This window comes from Rhizobium sp. ZX09, assembly GCF_017357485.1.
GTDB classification, from domain to species: Bacteria; Pseudomonadota; Alphaproteobacteria; order Rhizobiales; family Rhizobiaceae; genus Agrobacterium; species Agrobacterium pusense.
Genome location: NZ_CP031364.1, coordinates 569,835 through 590,674, shown reverse-complemented (window position 1 = coordinate 590,674; position 20,840 = coordinate 569,835). Strand labels below are relative to the sequence as shown.

The following is a 20,840-nucleotide window of genomic DNA, read 5'->3' as shown; positions in this document are numbered from 1 at the left end:
GTGGCATAACGCATGGAGGATACATGCCCGGCATTCTGGAGCAGTTGGAAACGCGGCGGGAAGAGGCTCGGCTCGGTGGCGGCGTCAAGCGCATCGAGGCGCAGCACGCAAAGGGCAAGCTGACGGCGCGCGAGCGCATCGACGTACTCTTGGATGAGGGTTCCTTCGAAGAATACGACATGTATGTCACCCACCGAGCGGTGGATTTCGGCATGGCGGGCCAGAAGATCGCGGGCGATGGCGTCGTGACCGGGTGGGGCACCATCAATGGCCGGCAGGTCTATGTGTTTTCCCAGGATTTCACCGTGCTCGGCGGTTCGCTATCCGAGACCCATGCGCAGAAAATCTGCAAGATCATGGATATGGCGGTGCGTAACGGCGCGCCTGTTATCGGCCTCAACGACAGCGGCGGCGCGCGCATTCAGGAAGGCGTGGCCTCGCTTGGCGGTTATGCCGATGTCTTCAAGCGCAATGTCGTCGCCTCCGGCGTCGTGCCACAGATCTCCGTCATCATGGGGCCATGTGCGGGCGGTGCGGTTTATTCGCCTGCCATGACCGATTTCATCTTCATGGTGCGTGACACCTCCTACATGTTCGTGACGGGGCCGGATGTGGTGAAGACGGTGACGAACGAGATCGTCACGGCCGAAGAACTGGGCGGGGCCTCCACCCATACCAAAAAATCGTCCGTTGCCGATGGCGCTTACGAAAACGACATCGAGACGCTGGAACATGTGCGGCTGCTCTTTGATTTCCTGCCGCTCAACAATCGCGAAAAGCCGCCGGTGCGGCCGTTCCACGACGATCCGGCGCGCCTGGAAGCGCGGCTCGATACGCTGATCCCCGACAGTTCCAACAAGCCCTATGACATGAAGGAACTGATCCACGCGCTGGCCGACGAGGGCGATTTCTTCGAATTGCAGGAGGCCTTTGCCCGAAACATCATCACCGGCTTCATTCGTCTCGAAGGCCAGACGGTCGGCGTCGTCGCCAACCAGCCGATGGTGCTGGCCGGCTGCCTCGATATCGACAGTTCGCGCAAGGCCGCCCGCTTCGTGCGCTTCTGCGACGCCTTCAACATTCCGTTGCTGACGCTGGTGGATGTGCCGGGTTTCCTGCCAGGCACGGCCCAGGAGTATGGCGGCGTCATCAAGCACGGCGCAAAACTTCTCTTCGCCTATTCGGAGGCGACAGTGCCGATGGTGACGCTGATCACCCGCAAGGCCTATGGCGGGGCTTACGACGTGATGGCCTCCAAACATATCGGCGCGGACGTCAACTACGCCTGGCCAACGGCCGAAATTGCCGTGATGGGTGCCAAGGGCGCGGCGGAAATCCTCTATCGTTCGGAGCTTGCCGATCCCGAGAAGATCGCTGCGCGCACAAGAGAATATGAGGAGCGTTTCGCCAATCCCTTCGTCGCGGCGGAGCGCGGATTTATCGATGAGGTCATCATGCCGCATTCCTCGCGCCGCCGCATCGCCCGCGCGTTTGCGTCGCTGCGCAACAAGAGCGTGGAAACCCGCTGGAAGAAACACGACACCATTCCGCTCTGATCTGCTGAAGGGCTGGAAAAATGCTTCGGCCACCTTACTATATGGATGTTCAGGCGCCCGGATGTCCGGATGTCCTCTAAAAACGCACAAGGACACATTTTCATGGCCGAAAAATCCTCAGCAGATAATTTCCCCGCCGGGTATGAAGTGCCCAAGGTCTGGACCTGGGACAAGGGCAATGGCGGCCAGTTCGCCAATATCAACCGGCCGATCGCCGGTCCCACCCATGAAAAGGAACTTCCCGTCGGAAAGCATCCGCTGCAGCTTTATTCGCTGGCGACGCCGAACGGCCAGAAGGTCACCATCATGCTGGAAGAATTGCTTGCTGCCGGCCACAAGGGCGCCGAATACGATGCCTGGCTGATCAAGATCGGCGAAGGCGACCAGTTCGGTTCCGGTTTTGTCGAGGTCAATCCGAACTCCAAGATCCCGGCGCTGATGGACCATTCGACGCCTGAGCCGACGCGCGTTTTCGAAAGCGGCTCCATCCTCGTTTACCTCGCGGAAAAATTCGGCGCCTTCCTGCCGAAGGAGGGCAATGCCCGCACGCAGGCGCTGAACTGGCTGTTCTGGCAGATGGGCTCCGCCCCCTTCCTCGGCGGTGGTTTCGGCCATTTTTATGCCTATGCGCCGATCAAGATCAAATACGCCATCGATCGTTACGCCATGGAAGTCAAACGCCAGCTCGACGTGCTGGATCGCCATCTCGCCGAAAACCGTTATCTCGCCGGTTCGGAATACACGATTGCCGACATGGCGGTGTGGCCGTGGTATGGCAAGATCGCGCTTGGCCAGGCATATGGCGATGCGGGTGCTTTCCTTGAAGCAGACGGTTATAAGAACGTCATGCGCTGGACGCTGGAAATCGGCGAACGCCCTGCTGTAAAACGCGGCGTGATCGTCAACAAGACCTCCGGCGATCCGTCTGAACAATTGCATGAACGCCACGATGCCTCCGACTTCGACACGAAGACGCAGGACAAGATCGGCAAGGCGTAACAGATACGAGAAGGACTAAAGATGGCGAACCTGCCCGAAATGACCAAACACAAGGGATTTCCTTCCGGTATGCCGAGCACGGGCGTCCAGTTCACCATCCGCCGCGCCAACCCCAAAGGGGTAACACCGATCAAGATGATACCCCGCCGGGCGCGCAACGACACCAAGGAGCATCGCATCGATGCCGCCTTTCTGCACTCGCTCTGGCACCATTTCGGTGCCGAGCCCTTCGAGCGCGGCAATCTCGACGCCGCCCGCCTCAACCTGCTTTTCGGCCGCGAGGTCGTACCTGCGGAGAAAAATTTCGACCCTGTTTCCTATCAGGCAATGCTCGTCATAGACGAACGCGTCGCCCGGCAGAATTTCCCGGAATCCTTCGAGAATTTTTTCGAGATTTGAGGGCTGTTTAAGGGTTTGTGCTGAGGGAGAGGGCAACAACCGCATGATCAAGAAAATCCTCATCGCCAATCGCGGCGAGATTGCCTGCCGGGTCATCAAGACGGCGAAGAAGATGGGCATCGCCACCGTTGCGGTCTATTCGGATGCCGATGCCAATGCGCTGCATGTGAGACAGGCAGATGAAGCCGTTCATATCGGCCCGGCGCCCTCGTCACAGTCCTATATCGTCATCGACAAGATCCTTGAGGCGATCAAGAAGACCGGAGCGGATGCGGTCCATCCGGGCTACGGATTCCTGTCGGAAAACGCTGCCTTTGCGCAGGCGCTGGAAAAGGCGGGTGTCGTTTTTATCGGTCCGCCCGTCGGCGCGATCGAGGCCATGGGTGACAAGATCACGTCGAAGAAACTGGCGGCGAAAGCCGGCGTTTCCACCGTACCCGGCCATATGGGGCTGATCGAGGATGCGGATGAGGCGGTGAAGATCGCCTCGCAGATCGGTTATCCGGTCATGATCAAGGCGTCTGCCGGCGGTGGCGGCAAGGGCATGCGCATCGCCTTCAACGACGCTGAGGCGCGCGAGGGTTTCCAGTCCTCGAAAAACGAGGCGAAATCCTCTTTTGGTGACGACCGCATCTTCATCGAAAAATTCGTCACCCAGCCGCGCCATATTGAAATTCAGGTGCTGGGCGACAGGCACGGCACCGTCCTTTATCTCGGGGAGCGAGAATGCTCTATCCAGCGGCGTAACCAGAAGGTCATCGAGGAAGCGCCGTCGCCGTTTCTGGACGAGGCGACTCGGCATGCCATGGGCGAGCAGGCCGTGGCGCTGGCGAGAGCGGTCGGTTACCACTCCGCCGGCACGGTGGAATTCATTGTTGATGGCGACCGCAACTTTTATTTTCTCGAAATGAACACCCGTCTGCAGGTGGAACATCCGGTAACGGAACTGATTACCGGCATCGATCTGGTAGAACAGATGATCCGTGTGGCGTCAGGTGAAAAACTGTCCTTCGGACAGGCGGATGTGAAGCTGAACGGTTGGGCGATCGAAAGCCGGCTTTATGCCGAGGATCCCTATCGCAACTTCCTTCCTTCGATCGGTCGTCTGACGCGTTATCGGCCGCCGCAGGAGGGGGCGCAGGAAAACGGCACCATTCTCCGCAACGATACCGGCGTTTTCGAAGGCGGCGAGATTTCGATGTATTACGATCCGATGATCGCCAAGCTGTGCAGCTGGGGCGAGGATCGCGAAACGGCCATCGATGCCATGGGGCGGGCGCTCGACCGTTTCGAAGTGGAGGGCATCGGCCACAATCTGCCCTTCCTCTCGGCCGTCATGCAGCATGAACGCTTTCGCTCTGGCAGGCTCACGACGGGCTTCATCGCGGAAGAGTTTCCGGAAGGCTTCTCCGGCGTCGAGCCGGATGAAGCCGCAGCACGCAGGCTTTCTGCCATTGCCGCTATCATCAATCAGCGTGTGCAGAACCGAGCGGTGGAAATTTCCGGTACCATCGGCAATCATCGCCGCATTATCGGGCAAGACTGGGTGGTTTCGTTTGGTGCGTTTCGCCACCGGCTCAGCATTGAAACCGGTGCGGATGGCGCGGCGGTCCGTTTTGAAGACGGGACAGCGCTCACCATCGATACCGGCTGGCTTCCCGGTCAAAGCCTTGGCCTGTTTACGGTGGCGGGCGAGGTCATTGCCGTCAAGGTCGATCTTGCAGGCGCAGCGGTTCGTCTGCGCTGGGGTGGCATGGATGTTCTCGCCCGCGTGCGCAGCCCGCGCGTGGCGGAACTGGCGCTGCTGATGCCGGAAAAACTGCCGCCGGATACGTCGAAACTGCTGCTCTGCCCCATGCCGGGGGTCATCACCGGTATTTCGGTGGGTGAGGGTGACGAGGTAGAGGCCGGGCAGGCACTGGCGACGGTGGAAGCCATGAAGATGGAAAACATCCTGCGTGCCGAAAAACGCGGTCGTGTTGCGAGAGTGGCGGCGAAACCCGGCGATAGTCTCGCTGTGGATGAGGTTATTCTCGAGTTCGAGTGAAGGTCGCTGCCGGTTTTTCCGGAACGGATACCGGCCGGAGCGGTTTACGGGGTCGGACCTGCGGACGGGCCGGGCGAATCTGCCTTGATCTCCCGCTGGAATGCCAGAGCGAAATGCAAACGGGGAGAGATGCATGTCGGGTGAAAAAACGGTGCGGGATTGGCTTCACCTTGCTGAAAAGGAGCTGAAGCGCTCACCGGACACACTCGTCTGGCACACCCCTGAGGGTATCGAGGTCAAGCCGCTCTATACGGCCGACGACCTGCACCATGTTTCCCATCTGAACAGCCTGCCGGGATTTGCGCCTTTCACCCGCGGCCCGCGCGCCACCATGTATGCGGGACGGCCCTGGACCATCCGCCAATATGCCGGTTTCTCCACCGCGGAAGCCTCGAATGCCTTTTACCGCAAGGCGCTGGCTGCCGGTCAGCAGGGCGTTTCCGTCGCCTTCGATCTCGCTACCCATCGCGGTTATGACAGCGACCATCCGCGCGTGGAGGGCGATGTCGGCAAGGCGGGCGTGGCGATCGATAGCGTCGAGGACATGAAAATCCTGTTCGACGGCATCCCGCTCGACAAGGTCTCGGTGTCCATGACGATGAATGGCGCGGTCATCCCCGTTCTTGCCAATTTTATCGTCGCGGGGGAGGAGCAGGGCGTGCCGCGTGCAGCGCTTTCCGGCACCATCCAGAACGACATCCTCAAGGAGTTCATGGTCCGCAACACCTATATCTATCCGCCCGAACCCTCTATGCGGATCATCGCCGACATCATCGAATATACGGCGAGGGAGATGCCGAAATTCAACTCCATCTCCATCTCCGGCTATCACATGCAGGAGGCCGGGGCGACGCTGGTGCAGGAGCTTGCCTTCACACTCGCGGATGGCCGTGAATATGTGCGGGCGGCGCTGGCCAAGGGGCTGAATGTTGACGATTTTGCCGGCCGCCTGTCTTTCTTTTTCGCCATCGGCATGAATTTCTTCATGGAGGCGGCCAAGCTGCGCGCCGCGCGCCTGCTCTGGTCACGCATCATGGAGGAATTCAAGCCGCAAAAGGCGTCCTCGCTGATGCTGCGCACCCATTGCCAGACGTCGGGCGTGTCGCTCCAGGAGCAAGACCCCTATAACAACATCGTCCGCACTGCCTTCGAGGCCATGTCGGCCGTGCTCGGCGGCACGCAATCATTGCACACCAATTCCTTCGATGAGGCGATTGCGCTGCCGACGGAATTCTCCGCCCGCATTGCCCGCAATACCCAGCTGATCCTCCAGCATGAGACCGGCGTCACCCGGGTCGTCGATCCCTTGGCCGGTTCCTATTATGTCGAAAGCCTGACGAATGAGCTGGCCGAGAAGGCCTGGGCGCTGATCGAGGAGGTCGAGACGCTTGGCGGCATGACCAGGGCGGTGGCGGAGGGCCTGCCGAAACGGCTGATTGAGGAGGCCGCGACACGCCGGCAGGCGGCGGTGGACAAGGGCGAGGAGGTGATCGTCGGCGTCAACCGCTATCGTCTAGAAAATGAAGAGGATATCGATGTTCTCGATATCGATAACGCCGCCGTGCGGGCCGCGCAAATCCGCCGCATCGAAAACACGCGCCGTCGCCGCGATGGCAAGGACGTGACGGCCGCTCTGCAGGCGCTCTCGGAGGTGGCCCGCAGCGGCAAGGGCAATATTCTCGAAGCCGCCGTCGTCGCGGCCCGTGCACGCGCCACGGTGGGAGAGATTTCCGATGCGCTTCGCGCGGCCTTCGGAGACCACGCTGCGGTGCCCGAGGTGGTGAGCGATATCTACGGCGAGGCTTATAAGGATGAACCGGAGCTGGCCACGCTTGCCGCCCGGCTCTCCGGGGTTGCCGAAAGGATCGGCACCAAACCGCGTATCATGGTCGCCAAGCTCGGTCAGGATGGGCATGATCGCGGCGCAAAGGTTATTGCGTCTGCCTTCGGCGATATTGGTTTCGACGTGTTGGCCGGTCCCCTGTTCCAGACACCGGCGGAGGCGGCCGAGCTTGCCGTTGAGAACAAGGTGCATGTGGTCGGCATGTCGTCGCTCGCCGCAGGGCACAAGACGCTTGCGCCGCAGCTGGTCGAGGCGCTGAAACAGAAAGGCGCGCAAGACGTCATCGTTGTTGTCGGTGGGGTCATTCCGCGCCAGGATTATCAGTTCCTGCTCGACCACGGAGTCTCGGCCATCTTCGGCCCCGGTACCAATGTCATGGATGCGGCCAACAAGGTGCTCGACCTGCTCGAAGGCATCAGGCGGAACGTGTGAGGGAAGGCGGCAATGTTCGGAAGATTGAATCACGTCGCCATCGCGGTACCCGACCTCGATGCCGCCATTGCCCGTTACAGGGCGCTTGGCGCGGCGGTTTCGGAACCACAAGCCCTGCCTGAACATGGCGTGACGGTTGTTTTCATTCATGCTGATAACACCAAGATCGAACTTCTTCACCCGCTCGGGGAAAACTCGCCGATTGCCGCTTTTCTCGAACGCAATCCGGGCGGCGGCACACATCATCTCTGCTTCGAGGTGCCGGATCTACTGGCGGCGCGCGACGACCTCATTCAAAAAGGCGTCCGTATTCTCGGCGATGGCACGCCAAAGATCGGCGCGCACGGCAATCCCGTTCTTTTCCTGCATCCGAAGGATATGGGCGGGGTGCTTTACGAGCTCGAGCAGGTTTCTCAGACACACGGCTGAAACATAAATCTCCTAGGAGGCTGACCCTGTGAGGCAATGCTCACGGCGGCGCTTTCACACGTGCTTTCGTGGTTCGTTTGTTTTCTTTTGACATTCGTTTTGTTTTCGTTTTTATGTAATTGTCTTTCCATAAAGGGTTTCTCCCTTGCATTGTCGCGGAGGCTTCATGTCCAGCGAAAACATTTTTGATCTTTTTGTCATCGGCGGCGGCATCAATGGCTGTGGCATTGCCCGCGATGCGGTGGGCAGGGGTTATTCCGTGGCGCTTGCGGAAAAAGGCGATTTCGCTTCCGGCACGTCGTCCGCCGCCACCAAGCTCATCCATGGCGGCCTGCGGTATCTCGAACATTACGAGTTTCGTCTGGTGCGCGAGGCGCTGATGGAGCGGGAAATTCTCTGGGCCATGGCACCGCATGTCATCTGGCCCATGCGTTTCGTCCTGCCCATTCAGAAGGGCGGGGTGCGCCCGGCCTGGATGGTCCGGCTTGGCCTGTTTCTTTATGACAATCTCGGCGGCCGGAAACTTTTACCAGCCACCCGAACGCTCGATCTGCGGAAGGACCCGGCTGGAAAGCCTCTGAAGCCGGCTTTTGCCAGGGCCTTCGAATATTCCGACGGTTGGGTGGATGATGCCCGTTTCGTGGTTCTCAATGCGCGCGATGCTGCTAACCGCGGCGCGACGATCATGAACCGCACGCGGGTCGTTTCCGCACGACGCGAAGGTGGGCTCTGGCTCATCGAAACTCTGGATGAAAAAACCGGCCGTGCGGGCGTGCACAAGGCACGTATGCTGGTGAACGCCGCTGGTCCCTGGGTGGATACGGTGCTGTCCGGCGTCTTCGGGCGAAAGGATGTGCATAATGTCCGGCTCGTGCAGGGCAGCCATATTATCGTGCGCCGGAAGTTTTCCGATCCGCGCGCCTATTTCTTCCAGAACCCTGACAACCGCATCATCTTCGCCATTCCCTATGAGCGGGATTTCACGCTGATCGGCACCACGGATCGCGACTACAAGGGCGATCCGGCCAAGGTTCGCATTTCCGAGGAAGAGATTTCCTATCTCTGCAACGCCGCCAGCGACTATTTCAGCGAGCCGGTTCGGCCGGAAGACATCGTCTGGACCTATTCCGGCGTGCGGCCGCTCTTTGATGATGGTGCTTCGAAAGCGCAGGAAGCCACACGCGATTACGTGCTGAAGGTTGAGGAGGGCAACGGGCAAGCTCCACTCCTCAATATTTTCGGCGGCAAGCTCACCACCTATCGACGGCTGGCGGAACATGCGCTGGAAAAGATCGGCGCGGCGATCGGCGAGAAGGGCAAGCCATGGACGGCGGGCTCACACCTGCCGGGTGGAGATTACGGCGCGGAGAGATATGAGACGCAGGTGCGGGCGCTTGTCTCCCGATATCCTTTCCTCGATAGACACCATGCCGAGCGGCTAGTCAGAAACTACGGTACGAAGGCTGCGGAATTGTTGGGCAGCGTTACCGATGCCGTCGGGCTCGGCCGGCATTTCGGCGGCACGCTCTATGAATGCGAGGTGCGCTGGCTGGTTGAGCAGGAATGGGCCTGCACGGCCGAGGACATTCTCTGGCGACGTACGAAACAGGGCCTTCGCCTGAGCAAGGCCGAGGCGGCCGAGCTGGATGACTTCGTATCCAAGCTGACGGGTGGAAGGAAAGAGGCGGAAGCTGCGGTGGAGCGAGCCTGAACGTCTTCCGCTAGTGTCAGGCTGTGGAGTTCCTCGCCGGTTTCGGAAAGCTTTCTGCACTCAATATATAGTCATCGGCGGCGGAAAGGGCGTGTTCCATATGCCCTTCGAACACCAGTTCCGGTTCGTTCGGTGCTATTGCAATTTCCGGCATGCCGCCGAAACGCACCGCTTGCGATTGCGCCAGCCCGTCGCGCAGGCCGCTTTCCAGGAGGTCGAAATAACGTGTGCCGGGGCCGGTGATGAAAACCGGCATATGACCATGCAGGCTGAAGAGGCGTGAAAGGCCGTTGCCGAGCGCCAGCCCAGCGGTGCGGAACGCAAACCGCGCCATGCGTCCCCCGGCGCGGGCTGAAGCGGCGATCTTGTCCACCTCGGCTATCGGCACGAACTTCGCAGGTTCGGCCTGAGGTGGGGCCTCGAAAGCCGAGCGCAGGATGGCGTAGAAGCCGGAATAAGCCTCGATGCAGCCCTTGGTGCCGCAGCGGCACAAGGCGCCGTCGGCCATATGCAGCATATGTCCGAAGTTGGGGGCGCTGACCTCGATCGCGCCGCCCGTTGCACGGGCGACGCCAAGGCCAATACTATGGCCGAGCGACAGGGTAACAAGGGCATCCGGCGCGGGATTGCCCTTCGCATGCTCTCCCATCCAGATGGCTTTTGCGGCCAGCAGCGTCTCGTTGTTCAACGTCACGCGGGTGCGCCCGTCTTGCGAAACAAGCTGCTGGAAATCTATCTTTTCGTCGCCGAGAACCGGAGACCAGAGAAGCGTTGCCGCGCCCGCATCAACCAGCCCCTTGCTGCTGATCGAGACCTGGAGAATATCATGACTGTCGATGCGTGAGCGGTCGGCAAGCCGTGCAAGGCCGCCAAGGATCGCGCCGCCGAACGTGCCTTTTTCAGCGGCGATCCTCTGTTCGGTGAAGCGGTCCACCAGCTTGCCGGCATAATCGACCAGCGAATATTGCACGCTATCTGAAGAAATGATGACGATGGCGACGTGACAGAAAGCCCCGCGTGGCCCGAAGAGAATTCGCGGCCGGCCCCGACCGGCGGTTGCGAGCTGTTCTTTCCGTAATATGAGGCCCGCCCGCTCAAGCTCGGTGGTAATGGCGGAAACGGTTGCTGAAGCAAGCCCGGTGAAAGTCGACATGTCCGTATGGGAGAGACTGCCGTGCAGGCGCAGTGCGGCCATCACCGACAGGCTGTTTTTCTGGCGCACCAGTTCCGTGCTTGCAATGGCGGACATGGGCTGGGGCATGCTCCCTGAACGGCCTTTTTCCTGTCGTGCTAGACCTGTCCATGGCGCACGTGCTGGACAAGATCAAGGCACCCGGATGCTGCCCGCAGCCGTTGTTGACAGCATGGGGAATCTCTGACATTAATTTTCTCGACTGTCGAGAAAATTGTGAAACCACAGCGACCGGCAGCTTTTTCAGGCGTTTTCCCCGCATGGAGGTGTGGGGCAGCGCTCTTACCGGGAGGACATCATGAATTCATTTGCCAAGCTTCTGGCGGGTACAGCCGTACTCGTTTCCCTGCACACGGCCGCTATTGCGGCTGACCTCGTCGTCGGTGTATCCTGGTCGAATTTCCAGGAAGAGCGCTGGAAGACCGATGAGGCGGCCATCAAGGCAGCCCTCGACAAGGCAGGCGCAAAGTATATCTCCGCCGATGCGCAGTCATCCGCGGCCAAGCAGCTGACTGATGTGGAATCGTTGATTTCCCAGGGCGCCAACGCGCTGATCATCCTGGCGCAGGACAGCGACGCCATCGGCCCGGCTGTTGAAAAGGCAGTTGCCGAGGGTATTCCGGTTGTCGGTTATGACCGCCTGATCGAAAACAAGAACGCCTTCTACATCACCTTCGACAACAAGGAAGTCGGTCGTCTGCAGGCAGCCGAAGTCTTCAAGGTGAAGCCGGAAGGCAACTATGTTTTCATCAAGGGCTCATCTTCCGATCCGAACGCGGATTTCCTCTTTGCGGGCCAGCAGGAAGTGCTGAAGAAGGCAATTGACGGCGGCAAGATCAAGAATGTCGGCGAAGCCTATACCGATGGCTGGAAGCCGGAAAATGCCCAGAAGAACATGGAACAGTTCCTGACCAAGAACAACAACAAGGTCGATGCGGTCGTCGCCTCGAATGACGGCACGGCCGGTGGCGCAATCGCCGCGCTCGCCGCGCAGGGCTTGGCGGGGTCGGTCCCGGTTTCCGGGCAGGATGCCGATTTCGCCGCGCTGAACCGCGTCGCGCTCGGCACACAGACCGTCTCAGTCTGGAAGGACAGCCGCGAACTCGGCAAGGAAGCAGCCGGCATCGCGCTGGAACTGGCCGGTGGCAAGAAGATGACGGAGATCAAGGGCGTCACCGCTTTTGACGGAGGTCCGAAGAAGGTGACGATGCAGTCGGTGTTCCTCAAGCCGATCGCCATCACCAAGGACAATCTGAACGTCGTTATCGATGCGGGCTGGATCAAGAAGGAAACCGCCTGCCAGGGCGTGAAGGCCGGGTCCGTCAAGGCCTGCGACTGATCGAATATGTCCCGGTTCGGGCGCCGCGCCATGGTTCATGGCGCGGCGCCCTTTAAGATGTGAGGAGCACCGGCAGTTCATGGCCGATATGACCCAATCCAATTCCACAGCGTCCGCCAAGACGGAAAAGACCGGCTCGATTGCGCGCTTCATCAGCGCCACGGAACTCGATACCCGCCTGCTCGGGATGGTCGGCGCACTTCTTCTGATCTGGATCGGATTTCATATCCTGTCCGGCGGCCTGTTCCTGACGCCGCGAAATCTCTGGAACCTTTCCGTGCAGACCGCGTCCGTGGCCGTTATGGCAACCGGCATGGTCCTCGTCATCGTCACCCGCAACATCGATCTCTCGGTGGGTTCCATCCTCGGTTTTTCGGGTATGATCATGGGTGTCATGCAGGCGGAAATCCTGCCGCAGATCCTTGGCTTCGAACATTGGGCCACATGGATTGTCACGCTTGCGGTCGGCATTCTCGTCGGCGGCGCGATCGGCATGTTGCAGGGCTCCATCATCGCCTTCCTCAACGTACCCTCCTTCATCGTCACGCTCGGTGGCCTGCTCGTCTGGCGCGGCGGCACGTGGTTCATCACCAGCGGCCGCACGGTAGCGCCGATGGATTCCACCTTCCGCCTGATGGGGGGCGGCACCAGCGGCTCGATCGGTGCGACATGGAGCTGGATAGCCGCGGCCGTCGCCTGCGTCGCCATTGTGGCGGCGATCCTGAATTCACGCCATCAGCGCCGACGTTTCGGCTTTCCGCTACGGCCCGTCTGGGCGGAGTATTTTCTGGCTGCGCTCGGATGCCTTGTCGTCATCGGTTTCGTGGCCGTCGTCAACAGCTACCCATGGCCGGTCAACATTGCCCGCAACTATGCCGATGCCAACGGCATCGCCTGGCCGGATGGCGGCCTGTTCATTCCGCACGGCATCGCCATTCCCGTTTTGATGGCGCTCGCCGTCGGTGCGGTCATGACCTTCATCGCCACACGGCTTCGTTTCGGACGGTATGTCTTCGCCATCGGCGGTAACCCTGAAGCTGCCGAACTTGCCGGCATCAAGACCCGCTGGGTCACGGTGAAGATCTTCACGCTGATGGGGGTTCTGTGCGCCATCGCCGCGGCGATTTCAACCGCTCGCCTCAATGCCGCTACCAATGCCCAGGGTGAGCTCGATGAGCTCTACACCATCGCGGCAGCTGTCATCGGCGGCACCTCGCTTGCCGGCGGCGTCGGAACCATAGCGGGTGCGATGCTCGGCGCGCTCGTCATGCAGTCGCTGCAATCCGGCATGGTGCTGGTGGGCATCGATACGCCCTTCCAGCGCATCGTCGTCGGTGTGGTTCTGGTCGTCGCCGTCTGGCTCGACACCATCTACCGCGCCCGCGCCAAGTAAGAACCGAGGAGAACTCCTATGACGGACCAAGTCACGCCCCTCGTGGAAATGCGCAATATTTCCATTTCCTTCGGCGGCATCCACGCGGTGGAAAACGCCTCTGTCGATCTTTTCCCCGGCGAGGTTGTCGCCCTTCTCGGCCATAACGGCGCAGGCAAATCGACCCTGATCAAGATCCTCTCAGGCGCCTATCGGCGCGATAGCGGCGATATCCTCATCAATGGCGAAGAGGCGGATATCCGCAATCCCCGCGACGCCAAGAAATATGGCATCGAGACCATCTACCAGACGCTTGCCGTGGCTGACAATGTCGATGCGGCAGCCAATCTTTATCTCGGCCGCGAGCTGAAGACGAAATGGGGCACGCTGGACGATGTCGCCATGGAAGCCTCCGCGCGTGAGGTCATGGGACGTCTCAACCCGAATTTTCGGCGGTTCAAGGAGCCGGTAAAGGCGCTGTCCGGCGGCCAGCGGCAGTCCGTTGCCATTGCTCGTGCCATTCTCTTTGACGCCCGCATCCTTATCATGGACGAACCGACGGCGGCGCTCGGTCCGCAGGAGACCGCGCAGGTCGGCGATCTCGTCAAGGAGCTGAAACGGCAGGGCATCGGCATCTTTCTCATCAGCCACGATATTCACGACGTTTTCGATCTCGCCGATCGTGTGTTCGTGATGAAAAACGGCAAGGTGGTGGGCCATGCCCGCACCCAGGATGTGACCAAGGACGAAGTGCTCGGGATGATCATTCTGGGCAAGGTGCCTGCGGGTGCCGTGGCAGGCCCCGGCGCGGTCGTATCCTGACTGTCGAATATTCCGTCCGAAGACGCGCAAATCCGAAGCGGCTTCGGACTTCCTTTCGCAGCGCTTGTTGATGACAAAGGCCCGGTGGTAAGCCGGGCCTTTGTCATTGGATTTGCAGAAAACCGGAAGCGCTACGGACGGACCGGCCGCGCCGGAGCGGCACGAAAAAAGCGGACCGACGCCTCATGACCGGAGATCGAGATGGAGGCGCTCAATCCTGCAGATTACGCCGGCCGCCTGTTCAATGCAGGTCGGCCGGAGCGAAACCACCCCCATTCGCCTCCGCGGCTGTGAGCGGCAGGCCGTGCTGATTGATGTCCTGGGCGAGCGACAACAAGGCCATTTCCAGGAAATAGGTCGACATGCCGAGTTCCAGAGATTTCGACCGCTGGCATAGGTAGGAAACCATCCGCCCAAGCGCCAGAATCTCGTCTGCATCGTCCTGTTCAAGTACTGCTGTGGTAGGCGTGACCATGATTCCCTCTCGACAGTCGACAGTATGAGAACGCGTGATACCGCGTTGTTCATTTTCGACCACATCGAGCGTCACGCGAGCGTCACACCTGCGTCAATCGTCGTTTTTGGTTTCCGCGGTGCCAGCATTTTCAATGGCTTCGGAAGCTGCCAATGATGTGACGAGGGCAACAATGCTCTTGCGCACGGCGGCGCTCCTGATGCGCGAAAAGGCCTGGTTGAGCGAAAAACCTTCGTTGGAGGCGACAAATGTCTGCATGGCGTTGATCGAGCCGAGGGCCGGATTGGCTTCTCCGCCGTCGGGCGTGGCATTGGCGAATAGCGAGCTGACATCTACACCGAGGATGGATGCTATGGCCTGCAGGCGTGATGCGCCGACGCGATTGGCGCCTTTTTCGTATTTCTGCACCTGCTGAAAGGTGATGCCCAATCGCCCGGCCAGCGCGCTCTGGCTCATGCCGAGCGACTTGCGGCGCATTCTGATTTGCGCGCCCACATGCACATCGATCGGGCTGGGTAGTTTCGCTTGCATTACAAATTCCTCCGGCTGTGAGGGCTAAATTCGATGATCGTCAATTAATATTGTCGAAGGTATACATTCAACACAATTTCCACGGGTATTATGAACCTTTATTGCCAAAAGAACAGGGTTTTTCATCTGGAATCGATTGTCACAGGCCCCGCATTATAACCTTTGTAGCGCAGCGCAACGCCCCGTTGCGGCTTGCAAGATGACTGAAACCCAAAACACCGATCGCACGAAAGCCGAGGCTTTCCCATATCCGCCGATTTTCCGCATCGAAGTCCGCGAGCAGTTCCAGATCGCCAAAATGCGGAACCCAGACCAACGGCTGGGTCTCGCCGGTGCGCGTCACGTTTTCAAGGAGGACGTTGTTGTAAAGCCTCGGCAGGCATTTGTTGGTGTCGATGGTGGGCAAAACCGGCACGGGATTTCGCAGGATGGCGAAACCCTGGCGCGCGAGTGAAAGAGCAGACGCGTCCAGCTTCCGTTTCAGCTCCTCGGCGGCACGGGGGTAGCGCATGTCACCGGCTTCCGGATCGGCGACGAGCAGAAGCGGCCGCCCGTCGCGCCGAAGTCCGGTTATCGAAACGAACTGATCGACGTGGAAACCGCACTGGTGGATGTTCCTGGCGGCTATTGCCGGTCCGGACCCCGTCTGCGAAAGGTCGGGTTGGACTGTTTCGCCGAGGTCTTCCGGCCTATAGCCGAAGCTGAAGACGGCCCGTGGGTCAAGAGCCTCGATCCGCAGCCAACGACGTGAAAGGGTGGCCGGCGCGCTTCGCGCGCTTTCTGCGCCGCCCTGCAGGCTGGCGTGGCCGACCAGCCGGTAATCCGGGCCGACAAGTTGGTTGCCGCCGGGCAAGATGACATCGGAGATTGCGGTCGCGAAGCCTAAACGGGCTGCAAGCGCCTGGCTTATAGCGCTCTCCCCGCTTGAGACCAATTCCGGTGTCAGGGCGTCTGCGCGCAGCCGGACATGGAACATATCCTGTATCCACGGGTGCGGAACGGTGCCGGGTTCATCAAGCGTCACCAAGTCTACCTGGCACGTGACAGCGAGACGATCGAGCCAGCTCCGCGCGGCTGCAAGGCACGGACGATCAACCAGCAGAGGAACCGCGACATTTCGCGGCAGGGTCAAAAGCAGGTTACCGATGGGAACAAGAGGTGAAACGGTAAAGCCGATCCCGGCGTCGGCAAACCAAGCGGCGGGCAGCGAGAGCGCGATCGTCTCGATGAGGCCGCCGCAATCGGCTATCAGAGGCGAAGGCCGATCAGTGGTCACCGCGTGGACCTCCCGCGGTCCGTCCGGACGCCAAGTGCTGGAAGAAGAGAGTATTCTGGAATTTCCAGCCTGGCGGCGGTGGGGCCGGTAACGCGCCGCCGTTCAGCATGGTCAGAAGCAGGGCAGCGTCGCTCCGTTTGACGGAAACAGCATGAGCGGCGAGAAGATTTGCCGCCTCGGCTTCGAGACCGGCCTCCGTGGTGACGGAGCGCCAGGTCCTGCGGGTGAAATGCAGAGAGCGGGCGGCATCCAGCAGGGCGTTCCGCTCTGCGGGCCCGAAGGAGGTTCCGCACGCCGCGAGCGTTGCTTCGGCATCAATCAGCGCGACAGTGAGCGGGCTGTAACCGAGCTCTCTTGGGGCGTGGTTCACGGCCACATCGGCATCGGAAAAACGCCGTCCATCCCGATAGTCTTCGAAGACGTGACCAATGCCGATCATGCCAAAGGCGGCGCATTCTGCCGCGCGCAGCGCGCCCATGCTGGCGGCACCGAAAACGGTGACGCCTGCTGAAAGCGCGTAAAGGATTTCCTTGTGCCAGACGGCGGCGCAATCGCCATAAAGCCCATCGATCAGCCCAATGGCCTTGATGCCTTGACGGACCGCATCGAGAATATCGCCGCATGCCGCCGGGCCGCGAAGATCGAGGCCGGCGAAATGGCCGGCAATGCCGTGGATGGATGGGCCCGCGAAAACCACCGGTTTCATGTCGTCCCCCCGGCCTTCAGAAAACCCTCGAGCGTTCGTTGCGATAGGCGTTGCATTCCGCGGCTGAGCGGGGCCAGCCCGCTTGCCAGGACGCGCACGACGTGCAGCCCGGAGAGGCCCGTTTCCAGCGTAAAAACATGGACATCATCGATGCCATGCGCAAAAAGGTGTTCCGCAAGCTGGCGCCATGGCGACAAAGAGGTTTCGAAACGCGATAAGTCGAGACCGCCCGGCGCCTGTTCTGCCTGATTTGCTGCGGGGGCCACGGGCTTGGAAGCAACCCCGTCACGCCGATAACGAAGCGGGGAGAGATCGTCGCGGGCACCACTAATATCCGTCAACCGCGACTGGACCGCCTCCAGTAGCGCAGCAAGCGCGGCGTCGTAAACGTCGGGACGGCAGGCCGCGCCGGCAGCGCTGCGGGTCGCCGGCCCATCCTGCGCATGAAGCGACCGCGGCAGGCTTGCCATCACCACCGGCACGCCGAGTGCGTTTGTCATGTCAAAGAAGGAGGGCGGCAGACCGATGTCCGAAAGATGCCGGACAAGCCTGTCGAATGATGTTTCGACGCCCGCTGGCAACAGGATCGGTCTGGGGCTGACGGCGCGGGTTTCGAAAGCGTCCACGAGAAAGCAGGCGTCGTTTTCGATCAATTCCTGCAGGGCATGGAGGACGGCGTGGTCATGATTGAAACCGGCTGCGAGGCCCTGCGAACTCATGAGGAAGGCTTGCCGGTCCCAGGGGAAATCCGCTCGAAAATCCATGCCGATCAGCTCAAAGGGAGCGTAGATCTCCTGCTGCCGACGAACCGATGTTCCCTTCACCCACGCGCGTTCACGCTGGGGGTTGAGCATGTCCATATCGACCCTGCCAACGCGCTCGAAGGGGATAAGGGGAAAACCCCTGTCGCGCATATCCTGGATTGAGCCGAAAGCGGCCGTGTGTCTGCGGGTATCCTCGGCAACCGCGCCTTCGATCGCCTCCATCACGGCAGAGAGCCTCGCCTGCGCCGGAACCAGTCCCTTGCCCTGTGACACCGATAAACCGCGCGAATTCGGGCGAACCGCAAACCAAACGGGTATGCCGACAATATCGAGGCCGGTCACGTCGCCGACACGGGTAATCCCGAACCGCCGGAGCAGCTCGGGATCGAAGATGGAAGCGTCTGCATCACCTTTGGCCGTTGTCGCTGACATGGAAGGACCTTGAGCGGTCAAGGCTTCACAATCGCGGTCAGGGCGCGGCGTTCGGGTCGTCGGCAAGGATCGCGTCGAACAATTCGCCGGTGATCGAACCCGCGGGCCCGACTGCCTTCAGTGCCGCTTCGATCGGCGTCAGCACCATGCGGTTGAAATCCCAGCCGGCATCGACCACTTCACCGATAAAGGCGAAATCGGCTTCGGAAACGACGGCACCGCCTGAGACAAGCGCCTCGATGCCTTGAATCTGGACCTGGTCCAGCTCGGCTTCAGGTTGGCCGTCCTGGCGGACAAGCATGGCCTTGGCTGCTGCAGCCACGCGGGCGTAACCATCCACGCCGGGGTGGCTCGCCTCATAGGCGGTGATCGTTTCGTGCGATACCGAAGCAACCCTGAGCGGCGTGGTGCGAATGAACAGAACGCCAAAACCCTTTTTCCCGACGATAAAGAAATGCGACGACATATTCTCTCCTATTTGATCCCGGCTAAACGAAGCGCTTGATAAAATTTTTCGTTTGCTACCGGGTCGCGGTCCGGAGACAGGCTGCTGATCTCCCTTGCCGTCATGCCCGGATAGTTTTCCTGTAGCCTGCTGCCGGCTTCCCGGGCGGCGGCCAGATCACCGTGGAGCGCGTGACTTGCGGTCAGAACACGCAGCGCGGGCTCATCGTTTTCCATGCGACCGCAGAGTTCCACCGCGGCCCCATAATCCTCGCGCTTGAATGCGATGCTGGCGCCAGCCCACCAGTAAATATCGGGAGCGAGCGGGTTGAGGTCGATAGCCTGCTGAAATTTTTCCCACGCGACTTCCGCCTCACCGAAGTGGGCGAGCGCATCGGCATGCTGGAGAAGCAGGTCGGCTGAGTTGGGGGCGAGCGCTTCCGCCTCGAAGAATTTCTCGGCGGACATGTCGAAATCCCGCTGATAAAGTGCCACCACCGCGCACATCCAGTGGCCGACGCCGAGGGCCGGATCAATCTCCACAGAGGCGTCAGCCTCGGCCTTGGCGCGGTGCAGCAGGTGAGGGTCATTACCGCCCAGCATGAGCCACTCCAGTTGCAGACTTTGCGCAACGCGGGCGCGGGCGACGGCCATTCCGTGATCGAGATCGACAGCCTTGCGGAACATCGAGCGGGCCCTGCGCAGGAGCGGCAGGTCGCATTTGCCGCGCAGAAGCTGCTGGCCCTCCAGCAATTGCCGGTAAGCCTCGCCACTGTGGTTGCGGTCCGGTTCCACCTGAAGCCGCTCGATCTCCCGCGCAAGCGCAGCAGCCACCTGTTTGGACAGCAGCCGGAAGGCAGCGTGGATGTGCCTTTCGGTCAGCACCGCCTCCAGCGACCAGACGATTTCACCGGTCGTTTCCTCAATCAGCGCCACGGACATGCGGGCATCGTCAAAAACTGTCGACATGATGCGATAATCGGCCCGCAACATGGCATATCCGTCATCCGCCCGGTCATGCGAGAGCGCAAAGGTACTGTGTGGTGAAAGGACGGTGAAGGTCCGATACCGCACAAGGCTGTTTGCGACGTCTTCGACAAAGGCCTGCATCACCGGTGAAACGGATAGCCCGTCCACCCGCGCCGGCCGGCCAAAAGCCACGCGCGGTTTTGCCAGCGATTGCCGGCGACTGCTTTCCTCCGCCTCGGCGGGGGTCGCGATTGTCGCGGTGAGGCTTTGTATTCGCCGCCTCAGCGCGACGGTTTCGGCTTCCGGCGGGCGTCCCTCCTGGCGGAGCTGTTCCAGCAACAGCTGGTACATGCTCTCGCAACCGCTGATATTGCCGATCCGCGCATAGGAGGCCATGGCGGCACGATAGGTTTCTTCGCGCTCCGGCTCGATATTGCGCGCGCGCTCGGAAAGTCTGGCGATATCATTCGAGCTGGCGCGACCGAAGCGGGTCAGCTCCTCCAGAAGCTGCGTGTAGCTCGAAAAAAACAGGTCCTTGAGACGGCGACGCTCTGAAAGCAGCCAGAGGTAGAGATGGTCCTGGCCGGCATCCAGTCCGTCCAGAAGGTCGCCGCCGAACTCCAGAAGGGCCTTCAGCCGCCGCATTGGGTCTTCGGCTCTCGCATCGGCGAGAAAAAGCGCGAGGTCCGTGCGCTGCGCCAGCTTTCCGGCCTTCAGATCATTCCCTTCCGTCAGCAGAATGGCCTCGTCGTCGCCGAAGAGTTTCTGAAGGCGCAGAATGAGCTGCCGCAAATTGCCCAGCGCCCTTTTTTGCTCGACATCTTCCCACAGCAGCGATGCGAGGTGCTGGCGCGACAGGGACTGGTTGGGAGCAAGGATCAGGGCGGCCGTGAGGGCAAAACCCTTGGACGGAAAAAATGCCTCCCGCACCGCTTCACAGCGCGGGGTGCCAAAAAGCCGGATCGCTATCAGTTCATCGTTCCCAGCCACTTTCGTCCCCCTTGAATCACCATCTAACAACGTGCCCGGGAAATTGAAAGTCATCATAGCATTCGATTTGACGCTGGTGTGACGCCGCCTGCCTATTGTCGCAAACAGAAGC

The 20,840-nt window shown here is 60.6% G+C and carries 18 protein-coding genes; 10 read left to right on the top strand and 8 right to left on the bottom strand.

Going from position 1 to position 20,840, the window contains the following annotated elements:
* Positions 1-23 precede the first annotated feature (23 nt).
* From BTN45_RS17305 to BTN45_RS17275, 7 genes are all read left to right on the top strand, one after another.
* Positions 24-1,556 carry an acyl-CoA carboxylase subunit beta gene (locus tag BTN45_RS17305; protein ID WP_022562997.1) on the top strand — a complete coding sequence of 511 codons (1,533 nt, stop codon included), beginning with the start codon at positions 24-26 and terminating at the stop codon, positions 1,554-1,556.
* A gap of 102 nt (positions 1,557-1,658) precedes the next feature.
* Positions 1,659-2,555, top strand: a complete 897-nt coding sequence (gene yghU / locus BTN45_RS17300; protein WP_022562996.1) for a glutathione-dependent disulfide-bond oxidoreductase — start codon at positions 1,659-1,661, stop codon at positions 2,553-2,555.
* A 21-nt stretch (positions 2,556-2,576) separates the two neighbouring features.
* Positions 2,577-2,954: a hypothetical protein gene (locus tag BTN45_RS17295; protein ID WP_004445608.1), complete on the top strand. Its 378-nt coding sequence runs from the start codon at positions 2,577-2,579 to the stop codon at positions 2,952-2,954.
* Positions 2,955-2,997: 43 nt separating this feature from the next.
* Entirely contained in the window at positions 2,998-5,001 is a 2,004-nt protein-coding gene (locus BTN45_RS17290) for an acetyl/propionyl/methylcrotonyl-CoA carboxylase subunit alpha (protein ID WP_135855565.1), read from the top strand.
* Between the two features lie 133 nt (positions 5,002-5,134).
* A complete protein-coding gene (gene scpA, locus BTN45_RS17285; RefSeq protein WP_207590238.1) occupies positions 5,135-7,276 on the top strand; it encodes a methylmalonyl-CoA mutase in 2,142 nt (713 codons plus the stop codon).
* A 12-nt stretch (positions 7,277-7,288) separates the two neighbouring features.
* Positions 7,289-7,705: a methylmalonyl-CoA epimerase gene (gene mce, locus BTN45_RS17280; RefSeq protein WP_135855567.1), complete on the top strand. Its 417-nt coding sequence runs from the start codon at positions 7,289-7,291 to the stop codon at positions 7,703-7,705.
* A gap of 166 nt (positions 7,706-7,871) precedes the next feature.
* Complete coding sequence (locus BTN45_RS17275; RefSeq protein WP_207590231.1) at positions 7,872-9,416, top strand: glycerol-3-phosphate dehydrogenase; 1,545 nt, start codon at positions 7,872-7,874, stop codon at positions 9,414-9,416.
* A 16-nt stretch (positions 9,417-9,432) separates the two neighbouring features.
* Here the strand turns inward: BTN45_RS17275 and BTN45_RS17270 are convergent, their stop codons facing one another.
* Positions 9,433-10,665: an ROK family transcriptional regulator gene (locus BTN45_RS17270; RefSeq protein WP_207590221.1), complete on the bottom strand. Its 1,233-nt coding sequence runs from the start codon at positions 10,663-10,665 to the stop codon at positions 9,433-9,435.
* Positions 10,666-10,906: 241 nt separating this feature from the next.
* On the opposite strand from BTN45_RS17270, the gene xylF reads away from it, so the two are divergent.
* From xylF to BTN45_RS17255, 3 genes are all read left to right on the top strand, one after another.
* Positions 10,907-11,947 (top strand): D-xylose ABC transporter substrate-binding protein, encoded by a 1,041-nt coding sequence (gene xylF / locus BTN45_RS17265; RefSeq protein WP_207590220.1) that lies wholly within the window; start codon positions 10,907-10,909, stop codon positions 11,945-11,947.
* 79 nt (positions 11,948-12,026) lie between these two features.
* The gene (locus BTN45_RS17260) at positions 12,027-13,340 is read left to right on the top strand and encodes a sugar ABC transporter permease (RefSeq protein ID WP_004445596.1); all 1,314 of its coding nucleotides are present in this window, start codon (positions 12,027-12,029) and stop codon (positions 13,338-13,340) included.
* Positions 13,341-13,358: 18 nt separating this feature from the next.
* Positions 13,359-14,141 (top strand): ATP-binding cassette domain-containing protein, encoded by a 783-nt coding sequence (locus tag BTN45_RS17255; protein WP_004445595.1) that lies wholly within the window; start codon positions 13,359-13,361, stop codon positions 14,139-14,141.
* Between the two features lie 241 nt (positions 14,142-14,382).
* On the opposite strand, the gene BTN45_RS17250 is transcribed toward BTN45_RS17255, so the two are convergent.
* The 7 genes from BTN45_RS17250 to BTN45_RS17220 form a co-directional block, all read right to left on the bottom strand.
* Positions 14,383-14,616: a hypothetical protein gene (locus BTN45_RS17250; protein ID WP_004445594.1), complete on the bottom strand. Its 234-nt coding sequence runs from the start codon at positions 14,614-14,616 to the stop codon at positions 14,383-14,385.
* A 93-nt stretch (positions 14,617-14,709) separates the two neighbouring features.
* On the bottom strand, positions 14,710-15,147 hold the full coding sequence (locus BTN45_RS17245; protein WP_004445593.1) for a helix-turn-helix transcriptional regulator: 438 nt from the start codon (positions 15,145-15,147) through the stop codon (positions 14,710-14,712).
* Positions 15,148-15,286: 139 nt separating this feature from the next.
* A complete protein-coding gene (locus BTN45_RS17240) occupies positions 15,287-16,423 on the bottom strand; it encodes a hypothetical protein (RefSeq protein ID WP_207590219.1) in 1,137 nt (378 codons plus the stop codon).
* Positions 16,413-17,129 carry a TfuA-like protein gene (locus BTN45_RS17235; protein WP_207590218.1) on the bottom strand — a complete coding sequence of 239 codons (717 nt, stop codon included), beginning with the start codon at positions 17,127-17,129 and terminating at the stop codon, positions 16,413-16,415. The genes BTN45_RS17240 and BTN45_RS17235 overlap by 11 nt, the downstream gene beginning before the upstream one ends.
* The gene (locus BTN45_RS17230; RefSeq protein WP_207590217.1) at positions 17,126-18,325 is read right to left on the bottom strand and encodes a YcaO-like family protein; all 1,200 of its coding nucleotides are present in this window, start codon (positions 18,323-18,325) and stop codon (positions 17,126-17,128) included. Before BTN45_RS17230 ends, BTN45_RS17235 begins: the two co-directional genes overlap by 4 nt.
* A 37-nt stretch (positions 18,326-18,362) precedes the next feature.
* Positions 18,363-18,791: a hypothetical protein gene (locus tag BTN45_RS17225; RefSeq protein ID WP_004445589.1), complete on the bottom strand. Its 429-nt coding sequence runs from the start codon at positions 18,789-18,791 to the stop codon at positions 18,363-18,365.
* Between the two features lie 8 nt (positions 18,792-18,799).
* Entirely contained in the window at positions 18,800-20,782 is a 1,983-nt protein-coding gene (locus BTN45_RS17220) for a BTAD domain-containing putative transcriptional regulator (protein ID WP_207590216.1), read from the bottom strand.
* Positions 20,783-20,840: the final 58 nt, after the last annotated feature.